The sequence below is a fragment of the Phenylobacterium sp. genome (genome assembly GCF_030679875.1).
Lineage (GTDB): Bacteria > Pseudomonadota > Alphaproteobacteria > Caulobacterales > Caulobacteraceae > Phenylobacterium.
Window position 1 is genome coordinate 158,527 of the sequence record NZ_JAUXSP010000018.1, and the last position, 26,672, is coordinate 185,198.

The following is a 26,672-nucleotide window of genomic DNA, read 5'->3' on the forward strand; positions in this document are numbered from 1 at the left end:
TCGCCGTCAACGACCACGGGCGCCGGGCTGGAAACCACAACGCGCTCGGCCAGGCTCCGACGGTAACCTTGGCGTCGCAGCCAGGTCTCAGCGCGACCCATCAGCACGGCCGGCAGGGCCAGCGCCAGTCGCCTGGGGGGGGGCGGCGACGTCCAAGACTTTCATCCCATCCTGCGGGGGACCGAAGGGGCGAAGCCCGAGGGGCAGGCGCTTGAGCGACGTGGCCAGCACGACGAAGCGCGGGGCGAGCGTCGTCTCGCGCCCATCGATGGACAGGCTCGCGCGCACCCCCTGGCGCCAGCCGTCGCCGTCCTGGCCAAACAGTGCGCCAAAGGCTGCGCCGACGACCGTCAAGGCCACCGCCAGGCTGTGGAAGGCCCCCATGCGGTGGACGGACTGCGACATCTGGGTGGCGCGAACGAAGGCGCCGAGGCCAAAGATGAACCCCGCGAGATCCGCCTGCTCATCGCCAGCCCAGCCCAGGGCCAGGGGACGCCGTGTCTTCAGGTTCAGCGGGCCACGGGTGATCCGCGCCAGAGTTGCGTCCAGGGTCCAGCCGGGCCGGATCCCGAGGTCGAGGGCCAGTACGTTGGTCTTGCCAGAGGGCAAGACGGCCAGAATTGGCGTTGAGGCGCCGAGCCTGATTAAAAGATCGGACGGTTCCGTCTGATCGCATCAGTCTCTAGCGCTGATAGCGCATGGAGATGGGGACCTGGGTGGTGCCTGGTCCGGCGCGGAACCGCACGCTCTCAAAGGACGGAAGGCCGACGCGGGTCGGCGCATTGTTGGAAAACCCGAACCCCTCCGCCGGCATGCCGATGATCGTCCGGTTGAAGTCATGATCGCTGTTGACGTCGTGATAGATGGCGATGGCGTAGTAGGCCGGCTCGGGAACCCAGAAACAGACCTCGGTCATCCGCGGCGTCGCCTTCACCCGTGCGCGCAGCAGCTTGCCCTTGGGCGCCAGGAACCGGCGGGGGTTGTCGGGATAGAGGGTGACCGCCACCTCCCCCTTGATCGGGCTCACGCCGGTGACCGCCACCGAGACCTTGTGCGGCCCTTCACGGCCCACGCATTGGTCGGCCGCCAGGCTGGGCGCAGCGACCCCGAGCGACACGACGAAGGCAAGGCCCGCAAGGGCTGTTCGGACTTTCATGGGCTGTGACGACCCCCTATGTTTGCGCCGACGGCGGATGGCGCCCGATCAGCAGGGTGCTTCATGAGCAATGCGACCGCGGTAAACTTTGGCTATCCCCACTCGATGGTGGGTGAGACTGACCATTGGCTGTTGCTGGTGCGCCCCAAGCAGCCTACATTTGGGTCTCTCGTCCTTGTGTGCAAGGAGCCCGTCCAGGCATTTTCAGATCTGAGCGGCCAGGCCTTTGAAGATCTGCAGGTGGCGGTCCGCGGGATTGAGCGTCTTCTGCGCCAGACTGTGGACTACGCCAAGATCAACTATCTGATGCTCATGATGGTCGATCCCGATGTACATTTCCACGTGATTCCCCGGTACGAGGGCGTGCGTGAACACGCGGGCGAGACCTTCGCCGACGCCGGCTGGCCGGGCCAGCCCAACCTGGCGTCGGCCGTGGCGCTCAGTCCCGAAGGTCTTGCGGCGCTGGCCGAGGCCTGGCGGCGCGAGTGGCGCGCGGCGTGACCACGGCTCTGACGCCCAAGCCCACCTTTACGTTCGGTCTGCCCCTGCTCGACCGCTACGTCCTGCGGCTGACGGCAGGCCCGATGCTGGGCTGCCTGGCCGTGACCCTGATCGCCCTCCTGCTCGAACGGGCGCTGCGCCTTCTCGACCTGCTGGCCCAGAGCAGCGATCGTTTCGGCTTCGTGGTGCAGCTGACCGGCCAGCTGGTGCCTCACTATTTTGGCCTCGCCCTGCCGGTGGCCTTCTTCGTCGCGCTGTTCATTGTCATCACGCGGCTGAGCGACGGGTCGGAGATCGACGCCCTGCTGGCCAGCGGCGTGTCCCTCCCCCGGCTAGCCACCCCCTTCATCTGCCTGGGCCTGGCGCTCACCTTGGTCAGCCTGATCGTGTTCGGCTACATGCAGCCCTACAGCCGCTACGCCTATCGGGCGGTGATGCACGCGGCGGCCAACGCCGGCTGGAACGGCGAACTGCAGGCGGGCGCCTTCGTCACCGAGGATCGTCTGATCATGACCGCCGACCGGGCTGACCCCCAGGGTCAGCGGCTGGAGGGGCTGTTCATACGCCGGCTGACGCCGACCGGCCGCGAAGAGGTGATCACCGCCACCACGGCCGACCTGCAGGTGTCCCAGGACCGGTTGAATGTGACCCTCAACCTCCAGAACGGCCGGCGCATCCTGGAGGGGACGGACGGGGTCTATGACATCCTGGATTTCGACAGTTTCAGCACCACCGCCCCCCTGGCCGGCGCCACCGAACTGCTCCGCGCCCGCGGCGGCGATGAACGCGAACTGACCCTGGGCGAGCTGGCCCGCCTGGCGGGGTCCGGCGACAGCGTCCTGCCCCGCAGCACCCTGCTGTCGGAGCTCTACGGCCGGCTGGCGCGGGCCGCCTTCCTGCCCTTCCTGCCGCTGATCGCCTTTCCCCTCGGCCTGGCGACCAAGCGGGGACGGCGCACGCCGGGCCTGGTCTTCGCCGGCATTCTGCTGCTGGCCTTCCAGCACGCCCTGCAGCTTGGCCAGTCCCTGGCCGAAAGCGGGGTCGTCCCGGCCTTCTTCGGGATCTGGACGCCCTTCGCTCTGTTCACCGGGTTTGGCGTCTGGATGTTCCTGGGCAGCCGGAACAGGCCCGGCGAGACGCCCATCAGCCGGTTGATCGGCACGGCCGGGGACAGGATCACCCGGGCGATGGCGGCGCGGGATGCGCGGGTCCAGGCCTCGTGAAGCTCTACGCCTACATCCTGTCGATCGTCGGCACGCGCATCCTGGCCGCCGCCGCCATCCTGCTGGGCATCCTGCAGGTGCTGGAATTGCTCGACGCCACCCCGGAGATCCTTGAGCGCGGCCTGGGGCTGGGCGGCGTCGCCTAGCTTGAATCACAGACCACGACGAAGCGGAATCCCCGCTCACGCCTTTTCCAAACAGCCTCTCAGAGCCGAATGCAATTTCGCGAACCGTGAGGCGCGGATAGACCATTGCACACCTGCCAAAAAAAAGGGCGGCACGGCCGGTCTTCCGCGCCGCCTAAGCTGCCCTGGGCCCCGGGAGGTAGGCTGGAGCTTTGGGCAGGATGGGGCCGCAGTGCGTGCTCTCAGAGACGAAAAGCCGAATACCGTGCGAGCCTCATCGGCTGATGGCTGGTACACGTCATTCTCGTAAGTCGCAATACGATAAATGACCTCATGATGAGGATCAGCACTGAGAGTTTTGGTCGGTTGTTGAAATGGCCAAAACGAAGCGTGAGTGTTTGGTGGCGTGGTCGTCCGGCCCCTGGGGCGAAACCCTGCAGGTCGAGCCATCTTGCAAACCACCCTCTCTTTGAAGGCCCCTCGCAGGCGTTCGTCCCGGCAAGCCGGCATACCCCCATATATGGCAAGTTGGCCCGTCGCGACCGGCGGTGAGCACGGGACCCGCGGAGGGCGGCCAAGCTCACCATGTCATTTAATACATAGTAGTTTCGGGCTAACAGATATATATTTTGCGATCGTACACGATGGGTGATCGCCAAGCGACCGCGCTTGGACCAGACAGCAAGAAGCGGCGGCCATCCGTCAATGCTGCGCGCGCACAAGCGCAGGCGCGGCGAGGACGCTTCCCTGAAACGACGCGGGCTTGGATAAAGATGATGAAGAAGCCCATATCCGCTGACTCCCACATTACCGAGCCGCAACATTGCTACGTCGACTACATCGATCCGAAGTTTCGTGATCGAGCACCGCGGATGGAGCGGCTCGACAAGATCGGCGATGCCTTTGTTATCGAAGGACTAGCCTCGCCGATGCCAACGGGGCCGGTCGTCGCCGCCGGCAAAGACCCACTGCAGATCACGGCGCGCGGCGCATTCGCGGCTGCCAGAATGGCTGGGTGGCGTTCAGGATGAAGGACATGTGCAATGCCCGGCGACTGATGTGGGCGAACGATTTCCCGTGTTCCGATTCAACCTGCCCCTTGTCGCAGACCATGCTCGAAGAGCACACCAAGGGCTTGGGCGAGCAGGAATGGAACTGGATCTGCCACGACAACGTGGCGGAACCATACAGGAGCGCCTTCTGATAACTACGTAATCTAAACGTGGCCGTTCTAGCCAAGTTGGAAACTGATCGCGTCTCTTCAAACAATGGAGTTTTTGTAATGGCTGACGCCGCAGATCAGACTATCGAGGCCTTTCGTCAGGACGTGCGGGCCTGGGTCGAAGTCAACTTCCCTTCGGACTTGAAGGGTCTGAGCAATCCGACCGGGCTTGAAGAGCGTCTGCAGCCGACCGAGGAACAGGTCGCCTGGCGCAAGGCGGTCGGCGGAAAGGGTTGGGGGACGCCGACGTGGCCTGCCGAATACGGCGGTGCGGGGCTTTCTTCGGCCCACGCCCGAGTTATCCACCAGGAATTTTCGCGCGCTGGAGCCTACAACCCGATCGGGGGAATGGGCGTCATGATGTTCGGACCGACCTTGCTCGAGTACGGCACTGAAGAACAGAAGCTGGAGCACATTCCGCCGATCTGCCGCGGCGAAGTTCAGTGGTGCCAAGGCTACTCCGAGCCCGGGGCCGGCTCTGATCTGGCCTCCCTGCAGACGCGATGCGAGGACATGGGCGACCACTATCGGATCAACGGCCAGAAGATTTGGACATCGGGTGCCCAATGGGCTGACTGGTGCTTCTGTCTTGTTCGAAGCGATCCCACGAAGAAGCATGAAGGCATCTCCTTCGTGCTCTTCACCATGCGCCAGCCAGGCGTCGAAGTGCGGCCGATCAAGCTGATCGCCGGCAGCTCGCCGTTTTGCGAAACCTTTCTGACGGACGCGCGCGCCGAGAAGAAGGATCTGGTGGGTCCCCTGAACGCCGGCTGGACAATCGGAAAGCGGCTCCTGCAGCACGAGCGCTCCAGCATTTCGAGTATGGGAAACGCCCTCGGCGGCACTGCGGCCCTTCCAGATCTCGCCAAGGCCTATGTCGGCGTCGACGCGCACGGTCGCCTGGCCGACAGCGACCTGCGGACCCGGATCGTTTCAAACGAGATGGACGGGCGCGCCTTCCAGCAGACGGCGATGCGGGCGATGGCGGAAGCCAAGGGCAACGCCGGCCCGTCGGCGGCGACCTCGATCATGAAGAACGCCGGCACCCGCTGGACTCAGGACCGGGCCGAACTGACGCTCGAGATCATGGGTCACCAGGGCCTAGGCTGGGCGGGCGAGGATTTCACCCCCGCGGAGCTGGACGCCGTGCGCGGCTGGCTGGGCGGTAAGGCTAGCACGATCTATGGCGGCAGCCAGGAAGTGCAGAATAACATCATCTCCAAGCGGATCCTGGGGTTGCCCGATCTGTCCGCAGTCAACTGAGCGAGTGAGCGTGGCAGAATCCGCGAGCGGCGAGCAGAGGCTTAAGCGTCAGCTGCGGTTGGACAATTTTTCAGCGTCGATTTCTTCCGCCGCGATGCGGTCCACGACCATGACCAAAGGGAGGCCGCGATGCTGAGTTGGCAAGTTGGGGCGGTGAAGATCACCCGGATCGTGGAACTCCAGATTCCGATCCCATACAATCGAGCCGCCCCCTTTCTGGCTGAAGCGACGCCCGAGGCGTTGCGAGCCATCCCGTGGTTGTACCCGAATTTCGTCAACGAGCAGGATCAGCTGCTGCTGTCCATCCACGCGCTGCTGGTGGATGCGCCGGGCCTACGGCTGGTGGTGGATACCTGCATCGGAAACGATCGACCCCGGTCCATTCTGCGTGGACAGCCGTTGGCCACCGGCTTCCTGCAGTCCATGGCCGAGGTCGGCTGGTCGCAGGAGAGTGTCGATGCCGTGATCTGCACCCACCTGCATGTGGATCATGTGGGCTGGAACACCAAGCTTGAGGACGGCGCATGGGTTCCGACGTTTCCAAATGCCCGCTACCTGTTCGGCAAGACCGAATTCGCCCACTGGAGCACAGAAGGCGACGAGGAACAGCAAACGATCCTGTCGGACTCGGTACAGCCCATCCTCGACGCGGGGCTCGCCGAGTTCGTCGAAATGGATCACCGCATCTCGCCCCACCTCCGGCTCACGCCCAGCACCGGACATACGCCTGGCCATGTCAGTGTGATGACCGAGTCCAACGGTGAATCGGCGGTCATCACCGGCGACATGAGCCACCATCCGTGCCAGATGGCCCATCCGCATTGGTCGCCGCCCTTCGACAGCGATCCGAGAGCGGCGGCGGCGACGCGCGCGCGACTGTTCGCCGAATGGGCCGACAAACCCATTCTGGTGATCGGCACTCACTACGCGGCGCCGACGGCGGGATACATAATGCGGGAGGGCGCCGGGTTCCGCTTCGACGCCGAGGCGATGGACGCCCCCGCTGCCTGACTTCGGGAGAGGACGACAACCTTGAAAAAGAACATCGGATAGAACTCAATGGATGATCTCGTGCTCCGCTCTGACCTGGACGGCGTCTGCCAGCTGACGCTGAACCGGCCGGACAAGCTCAACGCGCTGAATGTCGATCTGTTCAAGGCGCTCGAGGCCCACGTTGCCGACCTGGAGGCGGCGCCGGTTGGCGTCGTCGTGCTGCGCGGCGCCGGGCGGTGCTTCTCGGCGGGCCACGATCTCGGCGACATCGCCGAGGGCGAGAAACTTCCCCGGCCTAACTATCAGTCGCATGTCATCCAACGCCTCGCCGAGCTTACCTCGCCGGTCGTCTGCGCTGTGCACGGCCATTGCTACACCGGCGCCCTGGAGCTTGCCCTGGCTGGCGACATCATTCTTGCGGCCGAATCCGCCAAATTCGCCGACACCCACGCCAAATGGGCCTTGACGCCGGTCTGGGGCCTCAGCCAGCGGCTACCGCGCCGGGTGGGAACCTACAAGGCACGCGAGATGATGTTCACCTGCCGTACCTATTCAGGACGGCAAGCCGAGGCCATCGGCCTCGCCAACGCGTGCGTGACCGATGCTGAGTTCGAAGCGGCCGTGGACAGCCTCACCTCTGAAATTCTCACCAACTCGTCATTCAGCCATGCCGCGAACAAGCGGCTGCTGACCGAAACCGATGGCCTGTCACAGCCGGCCGGCTTGGCGCACGAGGTTTATCGAAGCCAGGGCGCAGGACCGGACATGGTCGATCGAATCAGGCAGTTCACAAAGCGCCCACCCGCCTAGAGCAGATTCCGATCACGTCGCATCGTATCCGGCGGCGGCGAAGTAGTTGGCCCACTCGGTGGGGGTGAAGGTGTCGATGGCCTCGACGATGGCGCGTTCGAGGGCGGCGACGGTGCGGGCGGCGGCTTTTCGGAGCATGCCCGGTCTTCTTTTGAGCGTGATCCGGTGACGCTCAAAGAACCGCCAGAGCGTGGAGATCGCCACGGCAATGCCCCGCTCGGCGAGCGCCGTGCGCAACTCCGCCAGGGTGATGTCGGCCTTGGCCGCCACCAGCGACAGGATCAGCGGCCTATGCGCCTCGATCCTTCCCGAGCGCTTGTCGCCCCTGGCGCTTGGGCTGCACCTCGCCCGTCCGCCGCCGCAGGCTGGTCCAGCGGATCGCGCTGGAGATGCTGACTCCGAACCGCTCGGCCTCCTTGCGGCGCGACTGCCCCTCGTCGACCGCCCCCACCACCCGCTCCCGAAGATCCACCGGCAGCGGCTTGCCCATCGCCACCGGCCTCCCTCACCGGCAGCCAGCGTGAGTCAGACTCGCCGCCTCAAGGGAATCCCCCCGAGTCAGGCGGCTTGGAAACTGCTCTAGTCCTCGCTCGGTTCATAGGCCTGACGGGCGGTTTCCAGCGCAGCGAGCTTGGCCTCGAAGGCGCTCCAGTCGTCGGCCTGGTCGATCCGCCCCCGGATGGCCTCGATCTCCTCATAGATCAGCTCCTGGGGCTCAGGCGCGGCGAAATAGGGGTGTGAGAGCGCCTTATACCAATCGGCGCGGCGTCTGACTCTGGGGGATTCCGCTGAGCGGCGAAGCAGGATTCGATGGTGGGACCGGAGGGTTTCGCCATGCCAGCTATCGCGCTTCGCCAGGATTACGATGCCGCCAGGGTCCGGGCGCTTGCGCGGACCAGCCGGGACGCGCGTCAGGTTCGACGGCTGCTGGCGCTGGCGGCGGTCTACGACGGCGCCAGCCGGCGCGAGGCCGCGGCGGCGGGCGGGATGGACCGGCAGATCCTTCGCGACTGGGCGCTGCGGTTCAACGCCGAGGGGCCGGACGGGCCGATCGACCGCCAGGCTCCGGGGCCGAGGCCGAAGCTGACGCCCGAGCAACTGGCGGCCGTCGTCCGGCTGGTGGAGGACGGCCAGATCCTGGCCATTCACGGGGTGGTGCGCTGGCGGCTGATCGACCTTACCGGCTGGATTCACGAGGAATACGGCGTGTCTCTGGACCCAGCCGACTGGGCCGGATCCTCAAGGCGCTCGGCTACAGACGCCTGTCCGCCCGGCCCAGACACCACGCCCAGAACCCGCAGGCCCTGGAGGCCTTCAAGCGGGATTTTCCCCCTGCGGGTCCAGGAGATCCGCGAGCGGCTCCCCAGGCGAACCCGGCTTGAGGTCTGGTTCCAGGACGAAGCCCGCATCGACCAGAAGAACAAGCTCACCCGCCGCTGGGCAAGGCGCGGGACCCGACCGTCCGCGCCCAAGGACCAGCGCACCCAGTCGGCCTACCTGTTCGGCGCCATCTGTCCGCAGAAGGGAACCGCCGCCGGCCTGGTCATGCCCTATTGCGACACCCAGGCAATGAACGCCCATCTGGCCGAGATCAGCGCCCAGGTCGAGCCCGGCCATCACGCGATCCTGCTGCTCGACCAAGCCTGGTGGCACACCTCCCAGGCCCTCGAGACGCCGCCCAACATCACCCTCCTGCCGCTGCCGGCCAAGGCCCCGGAGCTCAATCCGGTCGAGAACCTCTGGCAGTTCCTGCGCGACAACCGCCTCTCCAGCCGCATCTTCAGGAACTACGCGGACATCGTCGATCACTGCTGCGCCGCCTGGAACACCATCGCCGACCAGCCCTGACGCATCATGTCCATCGGCCTCAGAGACTGGGCCCAGGAATACTGATCAGCGCCGGTTGGTATTACGCCTGGCCGGCTCGAAGGCCGCCAGTTGCGCGCGGAAGTCCTCGAAGGCGGCCTGACGAGAGATGTCGCCGCGGGCGCCCGGCAGGGCGCGGGCGTCATCGCCGCCGAACCAGTCGAAGAAGAAGGGCTCCCGGCGCAGGGCTTGCCGCCGGCCGCCAGCGCCTGGAACGCCGCCTGGGCGAGGCTGGAATCGGCGTCCATCCCATAGCTGCGCACCCCCAACCGGCGACGCATGGCACTCACCAGCTCGGCCCAGTAGGAGCCCGCAAACCTGTTCAGCGCCTCGACCAGGGGTTCGGGCGGACTGACCAGGCAAAAGCAGCCGCCCGGCTGGCGCAGGTTCCAGAACACCGCCTCGGCCTAGCGCCCAAAGCTGTAGAGGCCGCTGTGGTCGAAATAGGCGGCCACGAAGTTGGATCGTTGCGCGGCAGGAGGCGGTCGGGGCCGTAGTCGGAGCTCTCGCCGGTGATGTTCATATTGCCGGTGCTGAGCACCCCGTGGACGAAGCCCCCGCCATCCAGGACGCGCCAGCCGCGCCATGCGCCCGCTCGCCGCCCCCGGCAGGGCGGCCGGACGATCTTCCGCCTCTTGCCCCGGCCTACGACCTGGCGAGGCGGCTGGCGGCGATGCTGCCGGGCGATCTCGACCACGTCTTCTTCGCCGAGAGCGGCTCGGTCTCGGTGGAGATCGCCATGAAGATGGCGATCCAGTTCTGGATCAATCGCGGCGTGTCCGGGCGCTCGAAGTTCGTCAGCTTCCTCGGCGGCTATCACGGCGACACGCTCGCCACCATGACCATCTGCGACCCGGAAGAGGGGATGCACAGCCTGTTTGCAGGCGTCATGCCCAGCCAGCACGTGGTCGCCCTGCCCCGCGACGCCGACAGCGAAGCCGCCCTCGACGCCCTGCTGGCCGACAAGGGCCACGAGATCGCCGCCCTGATCGTCGAGCCGCGCATCCAGGGCGCCGGCGGCATGCTGATCCACGACGATGAGGTGCTGCGCCGCCTGCGGGCCATCGCCGACCGCCACGACGTACTGCTGATCTTCGACGAGATCTTCACCGGCTTTGGCCGCACGGGCGACCTGTTCGCCTGCCAGGGCGCGGGTGTGACGCCCGACATCATCACGCTCTCCAAGGCGCTGACCGGCGGCACCCTGCCCCTGTCGGCCGCCGTGGCCAGCCGCCGGGTCTTCGAAGCCTTCTGGTCCGACGATGCGGGCGCGGCCCTGATGCACGGGCCGACCTATATGGCCAATCCCCTGGCCTGCGCGGCGGCCGGCGCCTCCCTCGACCTCTTCGAAGCCGGCGGCTGGAAGGCCGATGTGGCGCGGATCGAGGCCGCCTTGAGGTCGGGCCTGGAGCCCTGTCGTCAGGCCAGGGGGGTGGTCGATGTCCGCACCCTGGGCGCCATCGGGGTGGTGGAGTTCGAGGCCGCGGTGGACGCAGGCGCGCTGTGCCAGCGGTTCGCCGAGCTGGGCTGCTGGATCCGCCCCATGGGCAAGGTGGTCTATCTGACGCCGCCCTTCGTCACTACCGATGAGGAGTTGGACCGCCTGACTGGCGCCATCCAAACCGTGCTGGGCGCGCCCGCGGCCGGGCGCTAAGCTCGCGCCCATGGACGCCCAGGCCATTCTCGACAGCCTCGACCTGATTGCTAAGCACAGCGAAGATCCTGCGCCGCAGGTCTATGCTCGCCTGTTCGCCCGCTATCCTGAAACCGAGGCCCTGTTCATCGGCGACAAGCGCGGGGCGGCCCGAGGCCAGATGCTGCGCCAGGCCATCGAGACCCTGCTGGACTATCTGGGCCCCAACGCCTTCGCCGCCAACTTCCTGCGGGCCGAGCTGCGCAATCACGACGACATCGGCGTGCCGGCCGACATCTTCCCCGCCTTCTACAAGGCCATGGCCGAGGCCTTCGCCGACATCGCCGGCGAGGCCTGGACGCCGGCCATGCAGGCCGCCTGGGATGAGTTCACGGCCGAGGTCGAACAGATCGTCCAGGCGCCCGCCCAGACGATCTGAACCTCAGGCCAGCGCTGCCTTGAGCGACGCCGCCGTGGCCTTGGCCGCCTCGCCCACGGCCGGCGAGACGTCGGCCATGATGTAGAAGTCGTGGATCAGGCTGGGATACTCGATGTGCTCCACCTGGACCCCGGCCGCCCGCAGGCGCTCGGCGTGGTCGCGACCCTCGTCCTTCAGCGGGTCGAAGCCGGCCGTGACCACCAGGGCCGGCGGCAGGCCCGCGCAGTCCATCTTGCCCAGCATGGCCCGGTGGGACTGGGGATGGCCGATGGCCGCCAGGCACTTGTCGAACCAGGCGATGGCCTGCTTGGTCAGCAGGGGGCCGTCCAGCGCCTGACGCGACGCCGTCTCCTTTTCCGGCCATATGCCGGGATAGAGCAGCAGCTGGAAGGCCAGCCGGCGCTGGGGATCATCCTTGAGGTCGGCGGCCACCGAGGCGGCCAGGTTGCCGCCGGCCGAATCCCCGCCCACGGCGATGCGGGCCGGATCGAAGCCGATTTCCGCGGCATGGTCGAAGGCCCAGCGGGTGGCGGCGAGCGCATCGTCATGGCTGGCGGGGAATGGGTTTTCCGGCGCCAGGCGGTAGTCCACTGACAGCACCCGGACGCCGGCCAGAGCCGCCATCCGTCGGCAATGGCCGTCATGGCTTTCCAGGTCGCCGATCACGAAGCCGCCACCGTGGAAATAGACGAGGCCGCCGGTGGTCGAAGGCGCCCCGGCCGGGGTGTAGAGCCTCGCCGGAATCTCGCCGGCCGCGCCGTCGACCTTCAGGTCGCGGACGCTGACATCCTTGGGCGCATTCTGGTCGGCGGCCTGGCGCTGCATGCGATAGCCGGCGCGGACCATGTCCGGCGGCAGGGCGTCCAGGGGCGGAGGGGTCTGGCCCTCGGCGGCCTTGGCCTGGGCCTCCAGCATGGCCTGAAAGTGGGGATCCATCATCGGCGTCTCCTCCTGGGGGGCGTCTTTTGGGGGGTCGTCGCGCTCTTGCCGGCGCAGTCACGAAAACGGCCCCCGACATCGCCGGGGGCCGCTGGTCTTTCGAGCCGAAGCCTACTCGGCGGCTTCCTTGGGCGCGTAGCCCATGACCGCCTTGACCTCCAGGAACTCGTGGAAGGCGAAGTCGCCCCACTCGCGCCCATTGCCGCTCATCTTGAAGCCGCCGAAGGGAGCGGTCATGTCCGACGCGCCGTTGATCGACACCTGGCCGGCGCGGAGCTTCGAAGCGACTTCGCGGGCCTTGGCCAGGTCGGCGCCGTTCACATAGGCCGCCAGGCCGTATTCGGTGTCGTTGCCGATGGCGATGGCCTGGTCGAGGCTCTCATAGCCGAGGATCGACAGGACGGGACCGAAGATCTCTTCCTTCGAGATGGTCATCTCCGGCTTCACATTGGCGAAGACGGTGGGCTTCACATAGTAGCCCTTGTCCAGGCCTTCGGGACGACCCGTCCCGCCAGCCACCAGGGTGGCGCCCTCGTCGATGCCCTTCTGGATCAGGTCCTGGATCTTGTCCCATTGGGTCTTGGAGACCACCGGGCCCAGCATGGCGTTGCCGGTGGGGTCGCCCACCGTCACCTGGGCGGCGGCTTCCTTGGCCACGGCGATCGCCTCGTCCATGCGCTTGGACGGGACGAGCATGCGGGTCGGGGCGTTACAGGACTGGCCGGAATTGGTCATGATCTGGCGCACGCCGCCGGCCACGCTCTTGGCGAAGACGTCGTCGTCCAGGACGATGTTCGGGCTCTTGCCGCCCAGTTCCTGGTGCACGCGCTTGACGGTCGGGGCGGCGTTCTTGGCCACCTCGATGCCGGCCCGGGTCGAACCGGTGAACGAGACCATGTCCACTTCCGGATGGGTCGAAAGCGGCACGCCGACGCCGAGGCCATCACCATGGACCATGTTGAACACGCCGGCCGGCACGCCGGCCTCGTGCATGATCTCGGCGAAGATCTGGCCGGTGAAGGGAGCGACCTCCGACGGCTTCAGCACCATGGTGCAGCCGGTGGCCAGCGCCGGGGCGACCTTGCACATGATCTGGTTCAGCGGCCAGTTCCAGGGCGTGATGAAGCTGCAGACGCCGATCGGCTCCTTGACGATCATCGTCGCGCCGCGGTCTTCCTCGAACTTGAAGTCCTTGAGGATGCCGATGGCGGTGGCCAGGTGGCCCATGCCGGCCGGCACCTGGGCGCGCTGGGCCAGCGAGGCCGGGGCGCCCATTTCCTCGGTGACGGCGTTGGCCAGATCGCCGAAGCGCTTCTGGTACTCGGCCAGCACCCGCTGCATGACGTCCAGCCGCTCTTCGCGGGTGGTCTGAGACCAGGTGGCGAAGGCCTTGCGCGCGGCCTTTACGGCCTTGTCCACATCGGCTTCGGCGCCGAGCGCGATCTTGCCGGCGACCTCTTCATTGGCGGGATTGATGACGTCCAGGGTCTTGAGCGCCACCGGCTCGACCCACTGGCCGTCGATATAGAGCTTCAGGTACTCGCGCATGGGCTCTCGCTTACTCGTTAGATGTGAACATGATGACCGAACGGGCCAGTTCGCCGCGCTTCATGTCAGCGAAGCCCTCGTTGACCTGCTCGAGCTTGATGCGCTGGGAGATCATCTGGTCGAGCTTTAGCTTGCCGTTCATGTAGAAGTCCACTAGGCGGGGCATGTCGATCGGGAAGCGGTTCGAGCCCATCATGGAACCCTGCAGCTTCTTCTCGCCCAGGAATGCGGCGCCCATCAGGGTGATGCTCTGGCCGACCGGGATCATGCCGATGATGTTGGCCGTGCCGCCGCGGCGCAGCATATTGAAGGCCTGCTCGGCGGTCTTGGACAGGCCGATGGCCTCGAAGGCGTGGTGCACCCCGCCCTTGGTCATTTCGAGCACTTCCTTGACCGCGTCGGTCTGGGAGGCGTCGATGAAGTCGGTTGCGCCGAACTCCATGGCCAAGTTGCCCTTGGCGGCGACCGTGTCGATGGCGATGATGCGGCCGGCGCCCGCGATGGCCGCCCCGTTGATCGCCGACAGGCCCACGCCGCCGCAGCCGATGACGGCCACGGTCTCCCCCGGACGGACGCTGGAGGTGTGCATTGCCGCGCCGACCCCCGTCATCACCGAGCAGCCGATCAGGGCGGCGCGGTCGAGCGGCATGTCCTTGCGGATCGCGACGCAGGCATGCTCGTGGATCAGCATGTATTCGGCGAAGGACGACAGATTCAGGAACTGGATCATCGGGCCGGCGGCGGTGGTCAGCCGGGGCTCTTCATCAGCGCCGCGCTTGGTATCGGGCGAGACGCAAAGTGAGAGGTGGCCCGTCAGGCAAGACTCGCAGTGACCGCAATAGGCCGAAAGGCAGGTGATAACATGGTCACCCACCTTCACGGTCCGGACTTCCGAGCCCACCTGCTCGACGATCCCGGCGCTCTCATGGCCCAGCACCGCCGGTAGCGGGTGTGGGTAGGAGCCTTCCATGAAGTGCAGATCGGAGTGGCACAGGCCCGCGGCCACGGTGCGGATCAGGACCTCATGGGGGCCTGGCTTGTTGATCTGGACATCTTCGATCTGAAGCGGCTTGCCCACTTCGCGCAGCACGGCGGCTTTCATACTGGCGTTCCCCGAACAGCGCCCGTCTTAGCGGGCGGATTATCGAAGTCCGGACATGGCCGAGACTTCCCGAGAGGCCAACCTTATCGCCGTTCACATGGCCTGCGCCAAGGGAAATTGGCGGCTCTCCTCAGGCAGTCGAAGGCGCAGCCGGTTTGAGCCGCAATAGGGTCATTCGTTTGGGCCAGGCCGCCGGCTATTTCGGCCAGCGCAGTCGGAAGTCACCCCGCGGCGGGGGGATACAACCCGCAAGTGTGGTCAACAGGTTCTCGGCGGATCCGTCGTTGAGGAAGTGGTCGGCGCCCGTCACCCGCTCGAACTGCATCGGCCGCCGCGTGCGGGTCTCGGCCACCAGGTTCTCGGCCAGCTCGATGGGCGCTAAATCGTCCTAGTTGCCGTGCACGACGGGGACCGGACCTTGATGTTCCACAGGGCCGCATGGCATGCTGTGTAGCTGGTCGGGCTGGTTGGTGACCTCCAAGACGGGATGGCGCACATCGCGGGTAATGATCTCCAGCATCCCGGCCCGACCTTCAGCAGCCGCGCGGCCGTCGGTCGGGGCTGGCGGTAATAGCCCGACAGCAGCACCAGGCCGGTCACCTTGCCGGGATTCGGGGGGCGGTCAGAGTGACGTGGCAGGTTGCTCAACCTGCATTCTTAGTTGACCCACTCTGTTCCTTAACGGGCGATCCCCATGCGTTGACGTTAGGGCCGCAGCATAGCGTTTCCGCTCGAGTTGATGGTCCGCAGCGTTGCGCAGCGCCGCGTCAATCTGCTGCTGGGTCGCGCGCGCCCGCGTCAGCGCTTCAAGCTCGGCGAGCGCCAGCGCCCGGGCCCAACGACGTCTGGGCCATGGACTTCCTGCCCGACCAGCTCTTCGACGGGCGCAAGATACGCATCCTGGCGATCATCGACACTTTCAGCCGGTTCTCGCCGGCGCTGGATCCCCGCTTCGCCTACAAGGCCTGCGACGTCGTCCGGACGCTCGAACTGGCCGGCAAAGCGGTGGGCTATCCACGGGTCATCCGCGTCGATAATGGCCCCGAATTTGTCTCCCGCGACCTCGATCTCTGGGCCTACCAGCGGGGCGTCATCCTGGACTTCAGCCGCCCTGGAAAGCCGACGGACAACGCCTTTGCGGAGTCCTTCAACGGCAAGGTCCGGCCCGAATGCTTGAACACCGCCTGGTTCATGTCCCTCGACGACGCCCGATCAAAATGCGAGGCTTGGCGTAGGGACTACAACGAACATCGTCCCCACAGCGCGATCGGCGACAAGTGCCCGATCGAGCTCATGAATGGCGTCGGGACACATGGCCCACCCGACGCCTGACCGGCGAGAAATCCCGGCCCGACCTGGTCCAAGGGTGGGGGCAAGGTCACTCATTGCCCCCCCCACGTGCGTCGACAAGCGCTTCGTCCGAGACCAGGTGGCCGGCGATCAACATGCTGCAATTGATGCGGTCCATCAGGTAGGCGCCGCTGCTGCCGGCCCACCATCGATCAAGAAAGCTCCGATGCCGGTGGCCTACGACCAGGAGGTCTGCGGCGACTTGCTCTACGAAGGCGGCAATCTCAGCAGCGGGCTCGCCGCTCCGCAACTCGGCGACCGGCTCGAGGCCAAGTTGCCGCAGCCCCGTGACGCCCTCTTCCAGCACCGCTCGGTACGCTTCCTGCTCGTGAGCGATGACTCCGGCGTACGCACCTTCGGCCAGCCGTCTTCCAGGCGTCTCTGCGGCGACCGACAAGAGAAAGACCCGGGCCCGAAGCCTCATGGCCAGCATCGCGCCCTCGCGCAGCGCGGCACGTCCCTCCACACTGCCATCGTAGGCAAGAACGATTCGACGATACATATGAACCCCCGCTTCAGACCCAAGGGTAGCCCTAGTATTTCCCGAAGGGCGCCCAATCGCACCCAACGCACCTTCGTAGGTTAATGGTTAGGGGGCTATCATCCAACAAGCGCCGCGAGGTTTGCGCCGGGGCGTTTTGATGCTAATTATTAGCTCCCTATCGACACGGATTTGTACTCGATGACCGCCAGACACGCCTTTGGACAGGCAGCGAACCTGATGAGCCGTCGTTGGCGGGCGCGCCTAGACGAGCGGCTTAAGGACACGGGCCTCTCGCAGGCGCGGTGGCTGGCGTTGTTTGAGCTATCAAGTTCGGACGGAGGGCTGACACAGCGGGATTTAGCGGATCGGCTCGGAATCGAGGCGCCGACGATCGTGCGCCAGTTGGATGACCTTGAAAGGCGCGGCCTGATTGCGCGGCGGGAGGCGCCGAATGATCGGCGAGCCAAACGCGTCACCCTCACCGCCGCGGCAGAGCCGGTCCTCGACCACATCACGAGCATTGCGGCCACGCTTCGCGACGAGTTGCTGGCGGATATTTCTGACGCCGATCTCGTCACCTGTCTGTCCGTTTTGGGACGAGTCAACCAGCGTTTGGAACAAAGATGAGCGCGGCGGATGACAACCCCGTCGCGAGCGTGAAAAGCATTCGCATCGGGCGAAAACCCTCGCGGCGCCTGCTTCTCGTCGCCGCCGTGATCGTGGCCCTCATTGCGGCCGGCGCGGTTTGGCTGCACGGGAGGGCCGGCCGGGTGTCGACCAATGACGCCCGCATTGCCGCAGATGTCATTGCGGTTTCCAGCGAGGCGGCCGGCAGGATTGTTCAGCTCGATGTCAAAGCCGGGGACCAAGTCGAGAGGGGTCAGATTCTGGTCCGCATAGAACCCCGCGACGCTCAATATAGCTTGGCGGAGATCAACGCCAACATCGCCAACCTGCGCGCGCAGCGCGCGCAGTTGTTGGCCCAGCAAAGCTTGGTGCGCAACACCGTCGGCAATCAAGCTGGGGTATCCTCCGCGACCATCGACAGCGCCCAGGCCGACTATCTGACCAAGCAGGCTGAGCTGGCCGTGGCACGGTCGGCCTTTCAGCGCACCGAAACCCTCTATGGGAAAGGGCTGGTCGCCAAGAGCCGGTTCGAGGAGGACCAGGCGCGGCTTCGGGCCGCCGAGCAAACTGCCGTCCGCGCCCGCGCCGCGATCTCCGGCGCGAAGGCGAGCGCCGAGGTCACCCAGACGGGCCTCCAGCAGGTGCAGGTGATCGCCGAGCAGATTGCGAGCGTCGACGCCCAGATCGACGCGCTGGCTGCGCGGCGTGAACAGCAGCGGCTCGATCTCGGACGGCGACAGATCGTGGCGGCCTTCGATGGGGTCATCGATCAGACCGTTGTCGATCCGGGCGAGTACGTCTCGCCGGGCTCGCGCATCCTGCTCTATCACGACCCGCATACCGTCTGGGTCGATGTGAACGTCAAGGAGACGGAGTTCCGTAAACTGAAGGTTGGCGCGTCGGCCAAGGTGAAGGTGGACGCCTATCCCGGCCGCACGTTTGAGGCCAAGGTTCAGCGCCTGGGGGGCGCCGCTACGAGCCAGTTCGCGCTACTGCCCAACCCCAATCCGAGCGGCAACTTCACCAAGGTCACCCAACGGCTGCCCGTGAGGCTGGCGATCACCCAACAGCAGAATCTCCTCCGGCCGGGGATGATGGCCGAGGTCACGATCGATGTCACAGACTGAGGCCCTGTTCGCGCGCTATGGGTCGATGTACCGCTGGCTCGCGACGGCGGCGGCCATGGTCTCGGCGATCGCGGTGGTGCTTTCATCCACCATCGTCAACGTGGCTGTTCCGGCAATCATGGGCCAGTTCGGCATCGATCAGACCCGGGTGCAGTGGCTCGCCACCGGCTTTCTCGCCGCAATGACGGTCACCATGCTGCTCTCTGCCTGGTGCGAACGCACCTTCGGTCAGCGGCAAACCATGACGGTGGCCCTGGGCGTGTTCCTGTTCGGATCGGTCCTCGGCGGGCTGGCGCCGGATGATACGGTGCTCATAGTCTCCCGGGTGATCCAGGGCGCTGCAGCGGGCGTCATCCAGCCGCTGGCGATGGTCGTGATGTTCCAGGTGTTTCCCCCCGACAAGCGCGGCGCGGCCATGGGAATCTTCGGGATTGGCGTGGTGCTCGCCCCGGCGCTGGGTCCGTGGGTCGGGGGACTGCTGATGGATAGCTTCGACTGGCGGTTCCTTTTCTATTTGGGGATTCCATTCGGCCTGGGTGGCATCACGCTGGCGCACCTCTTCCTGCCCGATCGCGATCCTGCGGTCGCGAAGGCCCGACTGGACTGGCCGGCTCTGGTGTGGCTCAGCGTGGCCCTGCTCGCGCTGCTGCAAACCATGTCCAGCGGCCAGCGCTTGGGCTGGGCCTCCACGCCCGTCCTCGCAGGGCTTGCAATCACGATGACCTGCGCGGCGGCCTTCCTCGTCCGCGAACGTCGGATTCCGCATCCGCTGCTCGACCTGCGGGTGTTCGCCAGTCCCCCCTTCGCTGCGGCCGCGGCGGTCAGCTTTGTGCTGGGGGCCGGCCTGTACGGCACGACCTATCTGCTCCCGGTCTTCGTCCAGCAGATTCAAAACTTCACCCCAACCCAAGCGGGTCTGCTGCTGATGCCGGCCGGCTTCGTCCTGGTCATCGTCTTTCCCGCCGCAGGCATGATGAGCGACCGGCTGTCGCCAGGATTGCTGATCGGGGCGGGCATGGCTATCTTTGCCTATTCCTCGTGGCTTACGGCCCACGTGAGCGCTGACACCGCCTTCTGGACGCTCGCCTGGTGGACGGTGATTGGCCGCATTGGGATGGGCTTTGTGTTCCCCTCGCTGAGTTCTGCAGCTCTCAAGGTGCTGCCGCTGGAACTGTTATCCCAGGGCTCTGGCTCGATGAACTTCACCCGGCAACTGGGCGGAGCGCTCGGCACGGGTATTCTGGGCGTGATTATTGAGCGGCGAACCGCGTTCCACGGCGACGCCCTCGCCGCGACCCAGACGTCGGATAATTCAGCTACAAGCGGCTATCTCATGGAAGCCGCGCGAACCGTCCACGCGTTGGGACTCGGGCCTCTGGAGCAACTCCCGGCCGCCGGCTGGTTGCTGGGGCAAGGGGTTTACTACCAGGCGGCCGCCGCCGCCTATCGAGATGGATTCCTGATCACGGCCATGGTCTTCGCCGTGGCCCTCGCGCCAACTTTCGTGCTCCATCGCGCCTTGGGGCGCGTTGCTGCGCGGCTAGGTCCAGGCCCCCAATCGGCTGAGAAGGCTGAAGACGAGGCGGATGCCGGGCCAGCAGCAGACCCTGTAATTGAAGCCAAGGCTCGCGCGGTGAGAATATGAACAGGCGCGCAAACTCGACCTGCAAAGCCAAGCGGGAGGCGATCCTCTTGGCTACGGCGGACCTGATGAGTCGGCTTGGCCCAGATGTGTCGGTCACCTCGATCGCCCGCTCAGCGGCCGTCTCAAAGCAGACGGTCTACAATCATTTCGGCAGCAGAGCCGGCCTGATGGACGCTTTGGTCGCCAGTGGCCTCAGTGTTTTGTACGATCCGATGCTCGATCTGGACAGCAACGGAGATCCTGAGGACGAGCTGGGATCCTACGCCCTTGCCTTGCTGCGCGAGCTCTCACAGCCCGCCTATCGGAAAATGCTTCGCGCGATCTTCTTTGCCATCCAGCACGATGCGGCAGCGGCCCAGCTGATCTATGACGCGACTGCGGTGCGTATGCGGGAACGCATCGCAACCTATCTCCGCGCGCAATGTGCGCGGGGGCGTCTCACTGTCGATGAACCCGACATCGCAGCTCAACTCTTCCACACTGCTGTCGTATCGAACGCGCAACTCATGATTCTGGCGGGGATCCACGATGAAAAGCCCATAGAGTCCCATGCTAGAGCTTGCTCGAGACTCTTCCTAAAGGCTTACGCAACTGATAGGTAATGTGCCTGCCGAGGCTATGACATGAATCCTGCGCCGCAAGGCGGTCCGCCTAAGCTGTGTGGCGGCTTGCGGCTCGCCTCGCTCAGCCTTTCCACCACCCGCGGCCGGCGCCGGGGCTGATCCCTCGTTCAGCCCGTGGTGTGCAATATGCCGCCGAGGGCGCTGTCGCCAATTGCCACGCGCGAGCTAACTTGTTCGAATCTCCGCTGGTTTTAAGGAATGTCGCTCATGCAATGCGCCGCCCACAATGAGGACTCTGCGCCCGAGGCGCTGGACCTCAAATTCACTCCGCTTGGCACCGGCTATCTCCTGGCGGAGGTTACTCGCCTGCTGCGCGCGTCGGTGGACCGGAGAATGCTGGACCTGGGCCTCACAGGCTCAATGTGGCGTGTGCTGGTTTATCTCCAACGCGAGGATGGGAGATCCCAGGCGGACTTGGCGAAAGAGCTTGAGGTCAGCCGGGCATCATTGGGACAAATGATTGATCGGCTTGAGCACTCCGGCCATGTGCAGCGTCGCGCCCACCCGGACGACCGCCGGATATGGCGCGTTTTTCTGACTGAGAAGTCTCAGGAGATCATGCCGTCACTGGGCGAGAAAGCTCAAGCGCTGCATCAGCAAACGTTCGGACGGCTCGCCAAAGACGAACATAGGGCGCTCGTTGCGACGCTCATGACGCTCCGCGACAGCCTAACCTGAAATCGATCTGCCTGAGTACGCGCGTTTCCTCGCGCAGCGGCCAATAAGTGTCAACGCTCCGGCATTCACAATCAGTCCGTCGAGCGCATCGCTGACCTTGATCTGGCAAGAGAGATGGCTGTTGGTTCGACGCCCTCGGCAAAATCCAGCATCGACTCCTCCAATGCCGGGACGCGCCGGTCTTGTCGGCCCGAGCCTTGTCAATATAGACTCGGCAGGGGGCGTAGGCGTCGCCGCAGTCTGCGTCGATGCCCGGGATGTTGTTCTTGACCGCGCCTTCCATTCCCGTGAGGCCGGGCTTGACGTCGACCACATGCTCGTCCCGTCGTGCTCGATGTAGGTGATCCTGGTGATTGGAACTCTTGCTGAACTCCAGAGCCCGTCTGGCTCGAGTGGATGCTGAATGACCCGCACAGGCGGGCTCAAGGCTATTGAGATTGGGCGCGTCCTCTGGACTTAGCGAATGCCAGGCTCAGTTGCGCGCCGGAATGACGACCGGCATGGACGAGTACCCCCGGATCAAGACCGAAGCCACACGGCGGGGCTCTTCCAGGACACGGATTTCAGGAAAGCGCGGGAGGATCTCTTCCCACAGAATCCGCAGCTGGAGCTCGGCTAGGCGATTACCCACGCAGCGGTGAATCCCGAACCCGAACGACAGGTGGTTGCGCGGCCGCTCTCGGTCGATGATGTAAGCTTCAGGGTTCTCGATCGCCTCCTCGTCCCGGTTGCCTGAGGCGTACCAGATCAGCACCTTGTCGCCCTTCTTGATGAGCTTGCCGCCAAGCTCGAAATCTTGGGTGGCGGTGCGCCGCATGTTGGAGAGCGGGGTCTGCCAGCGAATGGTCTCCGAAACCATGGAGGGGATCAGGTCTGGCTTCGCCTGCAGTTTACGTAGCTGCTCGGGGTTCTCGTTCATCGCTAAGATCGAGCCGGTCATCGTATTTCGGGTGGTGTCATTGCCGCCGATGATCAGTAGGAGCAGATTCCCGAGGTACTCCATGCGGTCCATGTTCCGCGTGGCCTCGCCATGGGCCAGCATGGAGATCAGATCGCCCTTGGGCGGGGCGTTGACCCGCTCGTTCCAGAGTCGCGTGAAATAGTCCACGCAGGCGAACAGCTCCATCCTGCGCTCGGTCTCGTAGTCATCCGTGAGGAACAGGCCGGATTGGGGGCCCGCGGTGGCGATGTCGGACCAGCGGGTTAGTTTGCGCCGTTCATCCCAGGGGAAGTCGAACAGGGTGGCCAGCATTTGGGTGGTGAGTTCGATGGAGACCCGATCGACCCAGTCGAAGGGCTCGCCGATCGGTAGTTCGTCCAGGGTCTTGGTGATGCGGCTGCGGATCAACGGCTCCATCAGGTGGAGGTTGGCCGGCGAGACAATCGGGCTGACGGTCTTGCGCTGGACGTCGTGCTTGGGCGGGTCCATCGCGATGAACATCGGAAGGGTGAAGTCTTCTTTTTGGTCGAAGATCGTGATCGATGGCTCCGACGAGAACACCTCGTGATTGATATCGACGGCCATGATGTCGGCATACTTTGTGATGGACCAGAAGGCGCCGTCCGGGTGGTGATGCGCCGGGTGCAGATGAACTGGGTCCTCCTTGCGCAACCGCTCCAAGTATGGCCACACCGTGTCGGTGCGCCAGAGCTCTGTGTCGGCGAGGTTGATGTCCTCCAACGGCATTGCGTAGGCCTTTGCGCGGGCCTCGGCCCTCAGATCGATCGCGCCGTCGCTCATTGCATTTTCCATCTCTTGCTTATCCCGTCAATTAAGATGACGGGCGCCTCAGGTCCCTAGGACAAACCCCTCATAACCCTTGTCGGCGCTGGCCTGACACATCTGCAGGTAAAGTGGAACGCCGCCCGGATAATTTAATAATTCCCGCGGCTTACCCGGAATATTAGCGCCCATGTACCAGGAGTCAGCCAGGGGAAAGAGCGTCATGGCGCCAACCGCCTCGATATGGTCCTTCCAGGTCTGTTCGGCGGTGGTGGTCGCCTCGAACCGGCTGACGCCCGCGTCGCGCACGCGTCCCAGGAATTCGACGACCCAGTCGCCCTGCAGTTCGGCGCAGGTCGGGCCATTGCAGAACCCCGAGGGGCTCTGCGGCCCGTAGAGGAACAGCAGGTTGGGAAAGCCAGCGCTAGCCATGCCCAGATGAGTTCGCGCGCCCTTGGCCCACTTCTCCTTGAGCGTGAGCCCCTCGACACCGCGGATGTCTATCTGCGTCAGGCCGCCGGTCACGGCATCGAAGCCGGTGGCAAGAACCAGGAGATCGAGCTCGTACTCCCGCGCTGCGGTCTTTACGCCGCCGGGGGTGACTTCCAGGATCGGCGTTTCCTTCAGGTCCACCAGCTCGACGTTGTCCTGATTGAAGACGTCGTAGTAGGTCTGCTCAAGGGACGGGCGCTTGACCCCGAACGGGTGCGGCGGCTGCTTCGGGGCAAGCTTTTCGGCGAGCTTCGGATCGCGAATCCGCTTTTGCACCTTCTCGCGCCAGAAGTCGTAGGCGGTACGATTGGCCTCGAGGTTCATCATCACGTCGTAGAAGGTCGAGGCCCAGAAACTAAATCCTCCGGCCGCCCAACTCGCCTCATAGATGTCCTGCCGTTCTTCCGGAGAGACCTCCAGCGCGGACTTTCCGCTCGCGTGGAAGTCGAAGCCACCGAAGCTTTCACGCCGCCGCGCGAATCGCGCGGGATAGTCGCGTTTCATGTCGGCCTGGGTCGCTTCGTCCAGGTTGCGCTGCTGCATCGCCAGCGCCAGGATCGGCGTGCGCTGGAAGACCGTCAGTTGCGCGGCCACGGGCGCAGCCTCCTGCACCACCTGCACGCCGCTCGCACCGGTGCCGATTACGCCCACGCGCTTGCCCGTCATGTCGAGGCCGCCTTGCGGCCACCAGGCGGTGTGGTGTGTTTCACCCGCGAACCGGTCGAGCCCCTCAATCTGCGGCACATAGGGCTTGGCGGCGAACCCGGTGCAGAGCACCAGGAAGCGGGCGCGGACGCCGCCGCCCTCCTGCGTCGTCACGATCCACTGGTCGCGCCCGGCGTCGAACTCGGCACCCTCGACACGGGTGTTGAAGCGGATATCCCGGCTCAGATCGAGCTTCTTGTCTACGTAGCGGAAGTAGGCGCGCAGTTCCTCCCAGCCGGGAAACCGCTCCGTCCAGTTCCAGTCGCGCCAGAGATCCTCGCAGGAGAACTCGTACATCGGCACGTGGGTGTCGACGCGGGCGCCAGGATAGCAGTTCCAGTACCAGATACCGCCCAGGTCGGCGCCGGCCTCGAAAAGGCGCACCGAGAACCCCAGTTGGCGCAGGCGGTGGAGCTGGTAAAGGCCGGTGAAACCGGCCCCGACCACAAGGACATCCAGTTCCTCGATTGGTTGGGTTTCTGGCCGCACGGCAGGTTCGGTGTTCATGGTCTCACGCTAGTCCTAAATTTCTGCGAGCGAACTTGGTGACCGCCATGTAATCGGCCTTGCCGTTCGAAGCCCGCAACGGGACCTGGGTCACGAGGACACGCTTGGGGGTCTTATAGCCGGCCAAGCTGGAGCGCACGTGCCGACGTACATCGTCCTCGTCGAATGCAACTCCGCTCGCCACTACCACCACGCCCGTGACGGCCTGGCCCCATTTATCGTCTGGAACGCCGACCACGAGCGCATCCTCGATGATCGGGTGGGTCTTAAGGGCCTCCTCGACCTCCTCGGGATAAACCTTCTCGCCAGCGGTGTTGATGCAGGCGCTGCCCCGTCCCAGTAGCGTCATGGCCCCGTCGGCCTCCACTGTGCACCAGTCTCCCGGGATCGAGTAGCGCTGGCCGGCGATGGTGCGAAAGGTCTGGGCGGTCTTTTCCGGATCCTTGTAGTAACCCAGCGGTATTGGGCCGCTGATGGCGATTATCCCGGCTTTGCCTGTGCCCGGCTCCACAAGATTTTCATCCTCGTCAAAGACCTTGCACCGGGGGCCGATCTGGAACGTCGCGGTCCTGACCTCACCGTCCTTGGTCATGGCCGAGGAGCCGAAGCCGAGCGCCTCTGAAGCGCCGAAGGAGTCCATCAGCACGACTTGTGGGATGTGTCGCAATAGGCCCGCCTTGACCTCACGGCTCCACATCACGCCAGAGGAGACCACGGAGACTAGGCTCGAGGTGTCGTGGCGCCCAGGCTGGTCCTCCAGCGCTTTGAACATCGGCTTGGCGAAGGCGTCGCCCACCAGGGCGATGGATTGCACCCGATGGCGCGCAACGACCGACCAGAGCTCGTCGGCGTCGAACCACGGATTCTCAAGGGTGACCACGCAGCCGCCGTTCATCATGCATCCGATCGCGGTGATGAGACCGGTTCCGTGCATCATCGGGCAGGCCGGGAGGGTTCGGCTTCCCGGACCGGTGGCGCGAACGAAGTCGAGATGCGCGTCGAGGGTTTCCGGCGCTGGCCCGAGCCGCCGCACCGCGTCGAGCTGGGCCTCACGCATGTCCTCATGGCGCCACATGACCCCCTTGGGCATGCCCGTCGTACCGCCCGTATAGATGAACAGAAGGTCGTCTGGAGACCGCTCGATCCCCAAGGGGGCGCCCTCGCCGGTCGCGGCGAGGTCTTCATATCGCTCCGAGAAGTGCGCCGGCGGATCGTCGTCGCCGATCTCAATGAACGTGGCGACCTTGGACAGGCGGTCCTTCAGCTGGAGGACTGTGTCGCGAAACTCGGAGCCGTAGATGATGGTCTGCGCATCCGAGTCATCGAAGATGTAGAACACCTCGTCGGGCTTGTAGCGGTAGTTGACGTTCACGTGGGTCAGGCGGCCCTTGAAGCAGGCGGCCAGGGCCTCGCCGTACTCTGGGCGGTTGCGCATATAGAACGCCACCTTGTCGCCCGGCTTCGCGCCCCGGGCCAGGATCGCGCGCGCAAGATTGTTCGACCGATGCGACGTCTCCACCCAGGTGATCGTTCGATTCCCGTGAATGAAGGCCGGCGCGTCCGCCGGGAGGGCGTTCGGGAGCGCGTCGAGGATATCGCCGAAATTCCAGGTCATGGGCCTGCTTCCTAAACGGCGATCCAGCCCTGAACGCGGGCGGCCTCGTTACGGACGAGTTCCGGCCCTCCGAGCAGTTGGCGATCCAGACCGATGCGCTTGAACCAGTAGTGCAGCCCGGCGAGGTCGGTGAAACCCATGCCGCCGTGCACTTCGGTGGAGGTCCGCGCGACGAACCGGCCGACCTCGGAGAGGTGTGATTTTGCGTGGCAGGCCATCAGGGTCGATTCGTCAGGTGCATGGTCAAAGGCGTGCGCCGCATACCAGACCAGCGAG

25 protein-coding genes and 5 pseudogenes are annotated in these 26,672 nt (G+C 65.2%); 16 read left to right on the forward strand and 14 right to left on the reverse strand.

The annotated features are described in order from the left end of the window. Positions 1-87: 87 nt before the first annotated feature. Together Q8K84_RS11030 and Q8K84_RS11035 are read right to left on the reverse strand one after the other, a co-directional pair. The gene (locus Q8K84_RS11030; protein WP_304754500.1) at positions 88-609 is read right to left on the reverse strand and encodes a hypothetical protein; all 522 of its coding nucleotides are present in this window, start codon (positions 607-609) and stop codon (positions 88-90) included. A gap of 73 nt (positions 610-682) precedes the next feature. Beyond that, the gene (locus Q8K84_RS11035; protein WP_293416840.1) at positions 683-1,156 is read right to left on the reverse strand and encodes a DUF2141 domain-containing protein; all 474 of its coding nucleotides are present in this window, start codon (positions 1,154-1,156) and stop codon (positions 683-685) included. Between the two features lie 63 nt (positions 1,157-1,219). Between Q8K84_RS11035 and Q8K84_RS11040 the strand changes: the two genes are divergently transcribed. The 7 genes from Q8K84_RS11040 (at position 1,220) to Q8K84_RS11070 (ending at position 7,293) form a co-directional block, all read left to right on the forward strand. Next, positions 1,220-1,657: an HIT family protein gene (locus Q8K84_RS11040; RefSeq protein WP_304754501.1), complete on the forward strand. Its 438-nt coding sequence runs from the start codon at positions 1,220-1,222 to the stop codon at positions 1,655-1,657. Beyond that, complete coding sequence (locus Q8K84_RS11045; RefSeq protein ID WP_304754502.1) at positions 1,654-2,880, forward strand: LptF/LptG family permease; 1,227 nt, start codon at positions 1,654-1,656, stop codon at positions 2,878-2,880. The genes Q8K84_RS11040 and Q8K84_RS11045 overlap by 4 nt, the downstream gene beginning before the upstream one ends. Beyond that, positions 2,877-3,026 carry a hypothetical protein gene (locus Q8K84_RS11050; protein ID WP_304713911.1) on the forward strand — a complete coding sequence of 50 codons (150 nt, stop codon included), beginning with the start codon at positions 2,877-2,879 and terminating at the stop codon, positions 3,024-3,026. The genes Q8K84_RS11045 and Q8K84_RS11050 overlap by 4 nt, the downstream gene beginning before the upstream one ends. A 755-nt stretch (positions 3,027-3,781) precedes the next feature. Continuing rightward, positions 3,782-4,036 (forward strand): hypothetical protein, encoded by a 255-nt coding sequence (locus Q8K84_RS11055; RefSeq protein WP_293416831.1) that lies wholly within the window; start codon positions 3,782-3,784, stop codon positions 4,034-4,036. A 251-nt stretch (positions 4,037-4,287) separates the two neighbouring features. After that, positions 4,288-5,490, forward strand: coding sequence for an acyl-CoA dehydrogenase family protein (locus Q8K84_RS11060; RefSeq protein ID WP_293416825.1), 1,203 nt, complete (start codon positions 4,288-4,290; stop codon positions 5,488-5,490). 129 nt (positions 5,491-5,619) lie between these two features. Beyond that, positions 5,620-6,501, forward strand: coding sequence for an MBL fold metallo-hydrolase (locus Q8K84_RS11065; protein WP_304713914.1), 882 nt, complete (start codon positions 5,620-5,622; stop codon positions 6,499-6,501). A 48-nt stretch (positions 6,502-6,549) separates the two neighbouring features. Then, positions 6,550-7,293, forward strand: a complete 744-nt coding sequence (locus tag Q8K84_RS11070) for an enoyl-CoA hydratase/isomerase family protein (protein ID WP_293322932.1) — start codon at positions 6,550-6,552, stop codon at positions 7,291-7,293. Between the two features lie 12 nt (positions 7,294-7,305). Here Q8K84_RS11070 and Q8K84_RS17410 read toward each other — a convergent pair. Continuing rightward, positions 7,306-7,783 (reverse strand): annotated as a pseudogene (locus tag Q8K84_RS17410) (hypothetical protein). A 344-nt stretch (positions 7,784-8,127) separates the two neighbouring features. Here Q8K84_RS17410 and Q8K84_RS11085 point away from each other — a divergent pair. Beyond that, positions 8,128-9,141: pseudogene (locus Q8K84_RS11085) on the forward strand (IS630 family transposase). Here Q8K84_RS11085 and Q8K84_RS11090 read toward each other — a convergent pair. Together Q8K84_RS11090 and Q8K84_RS17415 are read right to left on the reverse strand one after the other, a co-directional pair. Continuing rightward, a complete protein-coding gene (locus Q8K84_RS11090) occupies positions 9,099-9,557 on the reverse strand; it encodes a hypothetical protein (RefSeq protein ID WP_304753305.1) in 459 nt (152 codons plus the stop codon). The pseudogene Q8K84_RS11085 and the gene Q8K84_RS11090 overlap by 43 nt on opposite strands. Continuing rightward, entirely contained in the window at positions 9,482-9,682 is a 201-nt protein-coding gene (locus tag Q8K84_RS17415; RefSeq protein ID WP_304753301.1) for a hypothetical protein, read from the reverse strand. Before Q8K84_RS17415 ends, Q8K84_RS11090 begins: the two co-directional genes overlap by 76 nt. A gap of 117 nt (positions 9,683-9,799) precedes the next feature. On the opposite strand from Q8K84_RS17415, the pseudogene bioA reads away from it, so the two are divergent. After that, positions 9,800-10,813 (forward strand): annotated as a pseudogene (gene bioA / locus Q8K84_RS11095) (adenosylmethionine--8-amino-7-oxononanoate transaminase); the annotation flags it as partial. A 10-nt stretch (positions 10,814-10,823) separates the two neighbouring features. Then, positions 10,824-11,231 carry a globin gene (locus Q8K84_RS11100; protein WP_304713919.1) on the forward strand — a complete coding sequence of 136 codons (408 nt, stop codon included), beginning with the start codon at positions 10,824-10,826 and terminating at the stop codon, positions 11,229-11,231. Positions 11,232-11,234: 3 nt separating this feature from the next. On the opposite strand, the gene Q8K84_RS11105 is transcribed toward Q8K84_RS11100, so the two are convergent. The 3 genes from Q8K84_RS11105 to Q8K84_RS11115 all read right to left on the reverse strand — a co-directional run bounded on the left by Q8K84_RS11105 (position 11,235) and on the right by Q8K84_RS11115 (position 14,820). After that, positions 11,235-12,170: an alpha/beta hydrolase gene (locus Q8K84_RS11105; RefSeq protein WP_304713920.1), complete on the reverse strand. Its 936-nt coding sequence runs from the start codon at positions 12,168-12,170 to the stop codon at positions 11,235-11,237. A gap of 111 nt (positions 12,171-12,281) precedes the next feature. After that, positions 12,282-13,718 carry an aldehyde dehydrogenase family protein gene (locus Q8K84_RS11110; RefSeq protein ID WP_305282682.1) on the reverse strand — a complete coding sequence of 479 codons (1,437 nt, stop codon included), beginning with the start codon at positions 13,716-13,718 and terminating at the stop codon, positions 12,282-12,284. A gap of 10 nt (positions 13,719-13,728) precedes the next feature. After that, entirely contained in the window at positions 13,729-14,820 is a 1,092-nt protein-coding gene (locus Q8K84_RS11115) for a Zn-dependent alcohol dehydrogenase (RefSeq protein WP_304711681.1), read from the reverse strand. Between the two features lie 825 nt (positions 14,821-15,645). Between Q8K84_RS11115 and Q8K84_RS11120 the strand changes: the two are divergent. Continuing rightward, positions 15,646-16,152: pseudogene (locus Q8K84_RS11120) on the forward strand (integrase core domain-containing protein); the annotation flags it as partial. Between the two features lie 46 nt (positions 16,153-16,198). On the opposite strand, the gene Q8K84_RS11125 reads toward Q8K84_RS11120, so the two are convergent. Beyond that, positions 16,199-16,672, reverse strand: coding sequence for a universal stress protein (locus tag Q8K84_RS11125; RefSeq protein ID WP_293421544.1), 474 nt, complete (start codon positions 16,670-16,672; stop codon positions 16,199-16,201). A 180-nt stretch (positions 16,673-16,852) separates the two neighbouring features. On the opposite strand from Q8K84_RS11125, the gene Q8K84_RS11130 reads away from it, so the two are divergent. The 5 genes from Q8K84_RS11130 to Q8K84_RS11150 all read left to right on the forward strand — a co-directional run bounded on the left by Q8K84_RS11130 (position 16,853) and on the right by Q8K84_RS11150 (position 21,354). Next, entirely contained in the window at positions 16,853-17,281 is a 429-nt protein-coding gene (locus Q8K84_RS11130) for a MarR family transcriptional regulator (RefSeq protein WP_304755411.1), read from the forward strand. Then, positions 17,278-18,408, forward strand: coding sequence for an HlyD family secretion protein (locus Q8K84_RS11135; protein WP_304755412.1), 1,131 nt, complete (start codon positions 17,278-17,280; stop codon positions 18,406-18,408). The genes Q8K84_RS11130 and Q8K84_RS11135 overlap by 4 nt, the downstream gene beginning before the upstream one ends. Next, the gene (locus Q8K84_RS11140; RefSeq protein WP_304711688.1) at positions 18,395-20,053 is read left to right on the forward strand and encodes a DHA2 family efflux MFS transporter permease subunit; all 1,659 of its coding nucleotides are present in this window, start codon (positions 18,395-18,397) and stop codon (positions 20,051-20,053) included. Before Q8K84_RS11135 ends, Q8K84_RS11140 begins: the two co-directional genes overlap by 14 nt. Next, on the forward strand, positions 20,050-20,655 hold the full coding sequence (locus Q8K84_RS11145) for a TetR/AcrR family transcriptional regulator (protein WP_304711690.1): 606 nt from the start codon (positions 20,050-20,052) through the stop codon (positions 20,653-20,655). The genes Q8K84_RS11140 and Q8K84_RS11145 overlap by 4 nt, the downstream gene beginning before the upstream one ends. Positions 20,656-20,883: 228 nt before the next feature. Beyond that, on the forward strand, positions 20,884-21,354 hold the full coding sequence (locus Q8K84_RS11150; protein ID WP_293319935.1) for a MarR family winged helix-turn-helix transcriptional regulator: 471 nt from the start codon (positions 20,884-20,886) through the stop codon (positions 21,352-21,354). Here the strand turns inward: Q8K84_RS11150 and Q8K84_RS11155 are convergent. From Q8K84_RS11155 to Q8K84_RS11175, 5 genes and pseudogenes are all read right to left on the reverse strand, one after another. Continuing rightward, a pseudogene (locus Q8K84_RS11155) lies at positions 21,346-21,708 on the reverse strand (2Fe-2S ferredoxin). The gene Q8K84_RS11150 and the pseudogene Q8K84_RS11155 sit on opposite strands and share 9 nt — an antisense overlap. Positions 21,709-21,826: 118 nt before the next feature. Beyond that, the gene (locus Q8K84_RS11160; RefSeq protein ID WP_305282683.1) at positions 21,827-23,095 is read right to left on the reverse strand and encodes a cytochrome P450; all 1,269 of its coding nucleotides are present in this window, start codon (positions 23,093-23,095) and stop codon (positions 21,827-21,829) included. A 48-nt stretch (positions 23,096-23,143) separates the two neighbouring features. Beyond that, positions 23,144-24,781 carry an NAD(P)/FAD-dependent oxidoreductase gene (locus Q8K84_RS11165; RefSeq protein WP_305282684.1) on the reverse strand — a complete coding sequence of 546 codons (1,638 nt, stop codon included), beginning with the start codon at positions 24,779-24,781 and terminating at the stop codon, positions 23,144-23,146. Between the two features lie 4 nt (positions 24,782-24,785). Next, the gene (locus Q8K84_RS11170) at positions 24,786-26,396 is read right to left on the reverse strand and encodes an acyl-CoA synthetase (protein WP_305282685.1); all 1,611 of its coding nucleotides are present in this window, start codon (positions 26,394-26,396) and stop codon (positions 24,786-24,788) included. 11 nt (positions 26,397-26,407) lie between these two features. Continuing rightward, positions 26,408-26,672, reverse strand: a 265-nt coding sequence (locus Q8K84_RS11175) for an acyl-CoA dehydrogenase family protein (RefSeq protein ID WP_305282686.1), incomplete at its 5' end; no start/stop codon positions are given.

Excerpts from the sequence above, each read along its gene's own strand:
- Q8K84_RS11055 (WP_293416831.1), top strand. The coding sequence starts at position 3,782 with ATGAAGAAGCCCATATCCGCTGACTCCCACATTACCGAGCCGCAACAT.
- Q8K84_RS11160 (WP_305282683.1), bottom strand. The coding sequence starts at position 23,095 with ATGAGCGACGGCGCGATCGATCTGAGGGCCGAGGCCCGCGCAAAGGCC.
- Q8K84_RS11130 (WP_304755411.1), top strand. The coding sequence starts at position 16,853 with ATGACCGCCAGACACGCCTTTGGACAGGCAGCGAACCTGATGAGCCGT.
- Q8K84_RS11170 (WP_305282685.1), bottom strand. The coding sequence starts at position 26,396 with ATGACCTGGAATTTCGGCGATATCCTCGACGCGCTCCCGAACGCCCTC.
- Q8K84_RS11135 (WP_304755412.1), top strand. The coding sequence starts at position 17,278 with ATGAGCGCGGCGGATGACAACCCCGTCGCGAGCGTGAAAAGCATTCGC.
- Q8K84_RS11165 (WP_305282684.1), bottom strand. The coding sequence starts at position 24,781 with ATGAACACCGAACCTGCCGTGCGGCCAGAAACCCAACCAATCGAGGAA.
- Q8K84_RS11110 (WP_305282682.1), bottom strand. The coding sequence starts at position 13,718 with ATGCGCGAGTACCTGAAGCTCTATATCGACGGCCAGTGGGTCGAGCCG.
- Q8K84_RS11035 (WP_293416840.1), bottom strand. The coding sequence starts at position 1,156 with ATGAAAGTCCGAACAGCCCTTGCGGGCCTTGCCTTCGTCGTGTCGCTC.
- Q8K84_RS11040 (WP_304754501.1), top strand. The coding sequence starts at position 1,220 with ATGAGCAATGCGACCGCGGTAAACTTTGGCTATCCCCACTCGATGGTG.
- Q8K84_RS11060 (WP_293416825.1), top strand. The coding sequence starts at position 4,288 with ATGGCTGACGCCGCAGATCAGACTATCGAGGCCTTTCGTCAGGACGTG.
- Q8K84_RS11065 (WP_304713914.1), top strand. The coding sequence starts at position 5,620 with ATGCTGAGTTGGCAAGTTGGGGCGGTGAAGATCACCCGGATCGTGGAA.
- Q8K84_RS11125 (WP_293421544.1), bottom strand. The coding sequence starts at position 16,672 with ATGTATCGTCGAATCGTTCTTGCCTACGATGGCAGTGTGGAGGGACGT.
- Q8K84_RS11100 (WP_304713919.1), top strand. The coding sequence starts at position 10,824 with ATGGACGCCCAGGCCATTCTCGACAGCCTCGACCTGATTGCTAAGCAC.
- Q8K84_RS11070 (WP_293322932.1), top strand. The coding sequence starts at position 6,550 with ATGGATGATCTCGTGCTCCGCTCTGACCTGGACGGCGTCTGCCAGCTG.
- Q8K84_RS11150 (WP_293319935.1), top strand. The coding sequence starts at position 20,884 with ATGCAATGCGCCGCCCACAATGAGGACTCTGCGCCCGAGGCGCTGGAC.
- Q8K84_RS11145 (WP_304711690.1), top strand. The coding sequence starts at position 20,050 with ATGAACAGGCGCGCAAACTCGACCTGCAAAGCCAAGCGGGAGGCGATC.
- Q8K84_RS11115 (WP_304711681.1), bottom strand. The coding sequence starts at position 14,820 with ATGAAAGCCGCCGTGCTGCGCGAAGTGGGCAAGCCGCTTCAGATCGAA.
- Q8K84_RS11140 (WP_304711688.1), top strand. The coding sequence starts at position 18,395 with ATGTCACAGACTGAGGCCCTGTTCGCGCGCTATGGGTCGATGTACCGC.
- Q8K84_RS11105 (WP_304713920.1), bottom strand. The coding sequence starts at position 12,170 with ATGATGGATCCCCACTTTCAGGCCATGCTGGAGGCCCAGGCCAAGGCC.
- Q8K84_RS17415 (WP_304753301.1), bottom strand. The coding sequence starts at position 9,682 with ATGAACATCACCGGCGAGAGCTCCGACTACGGCCCCGACCGCCTCCTG.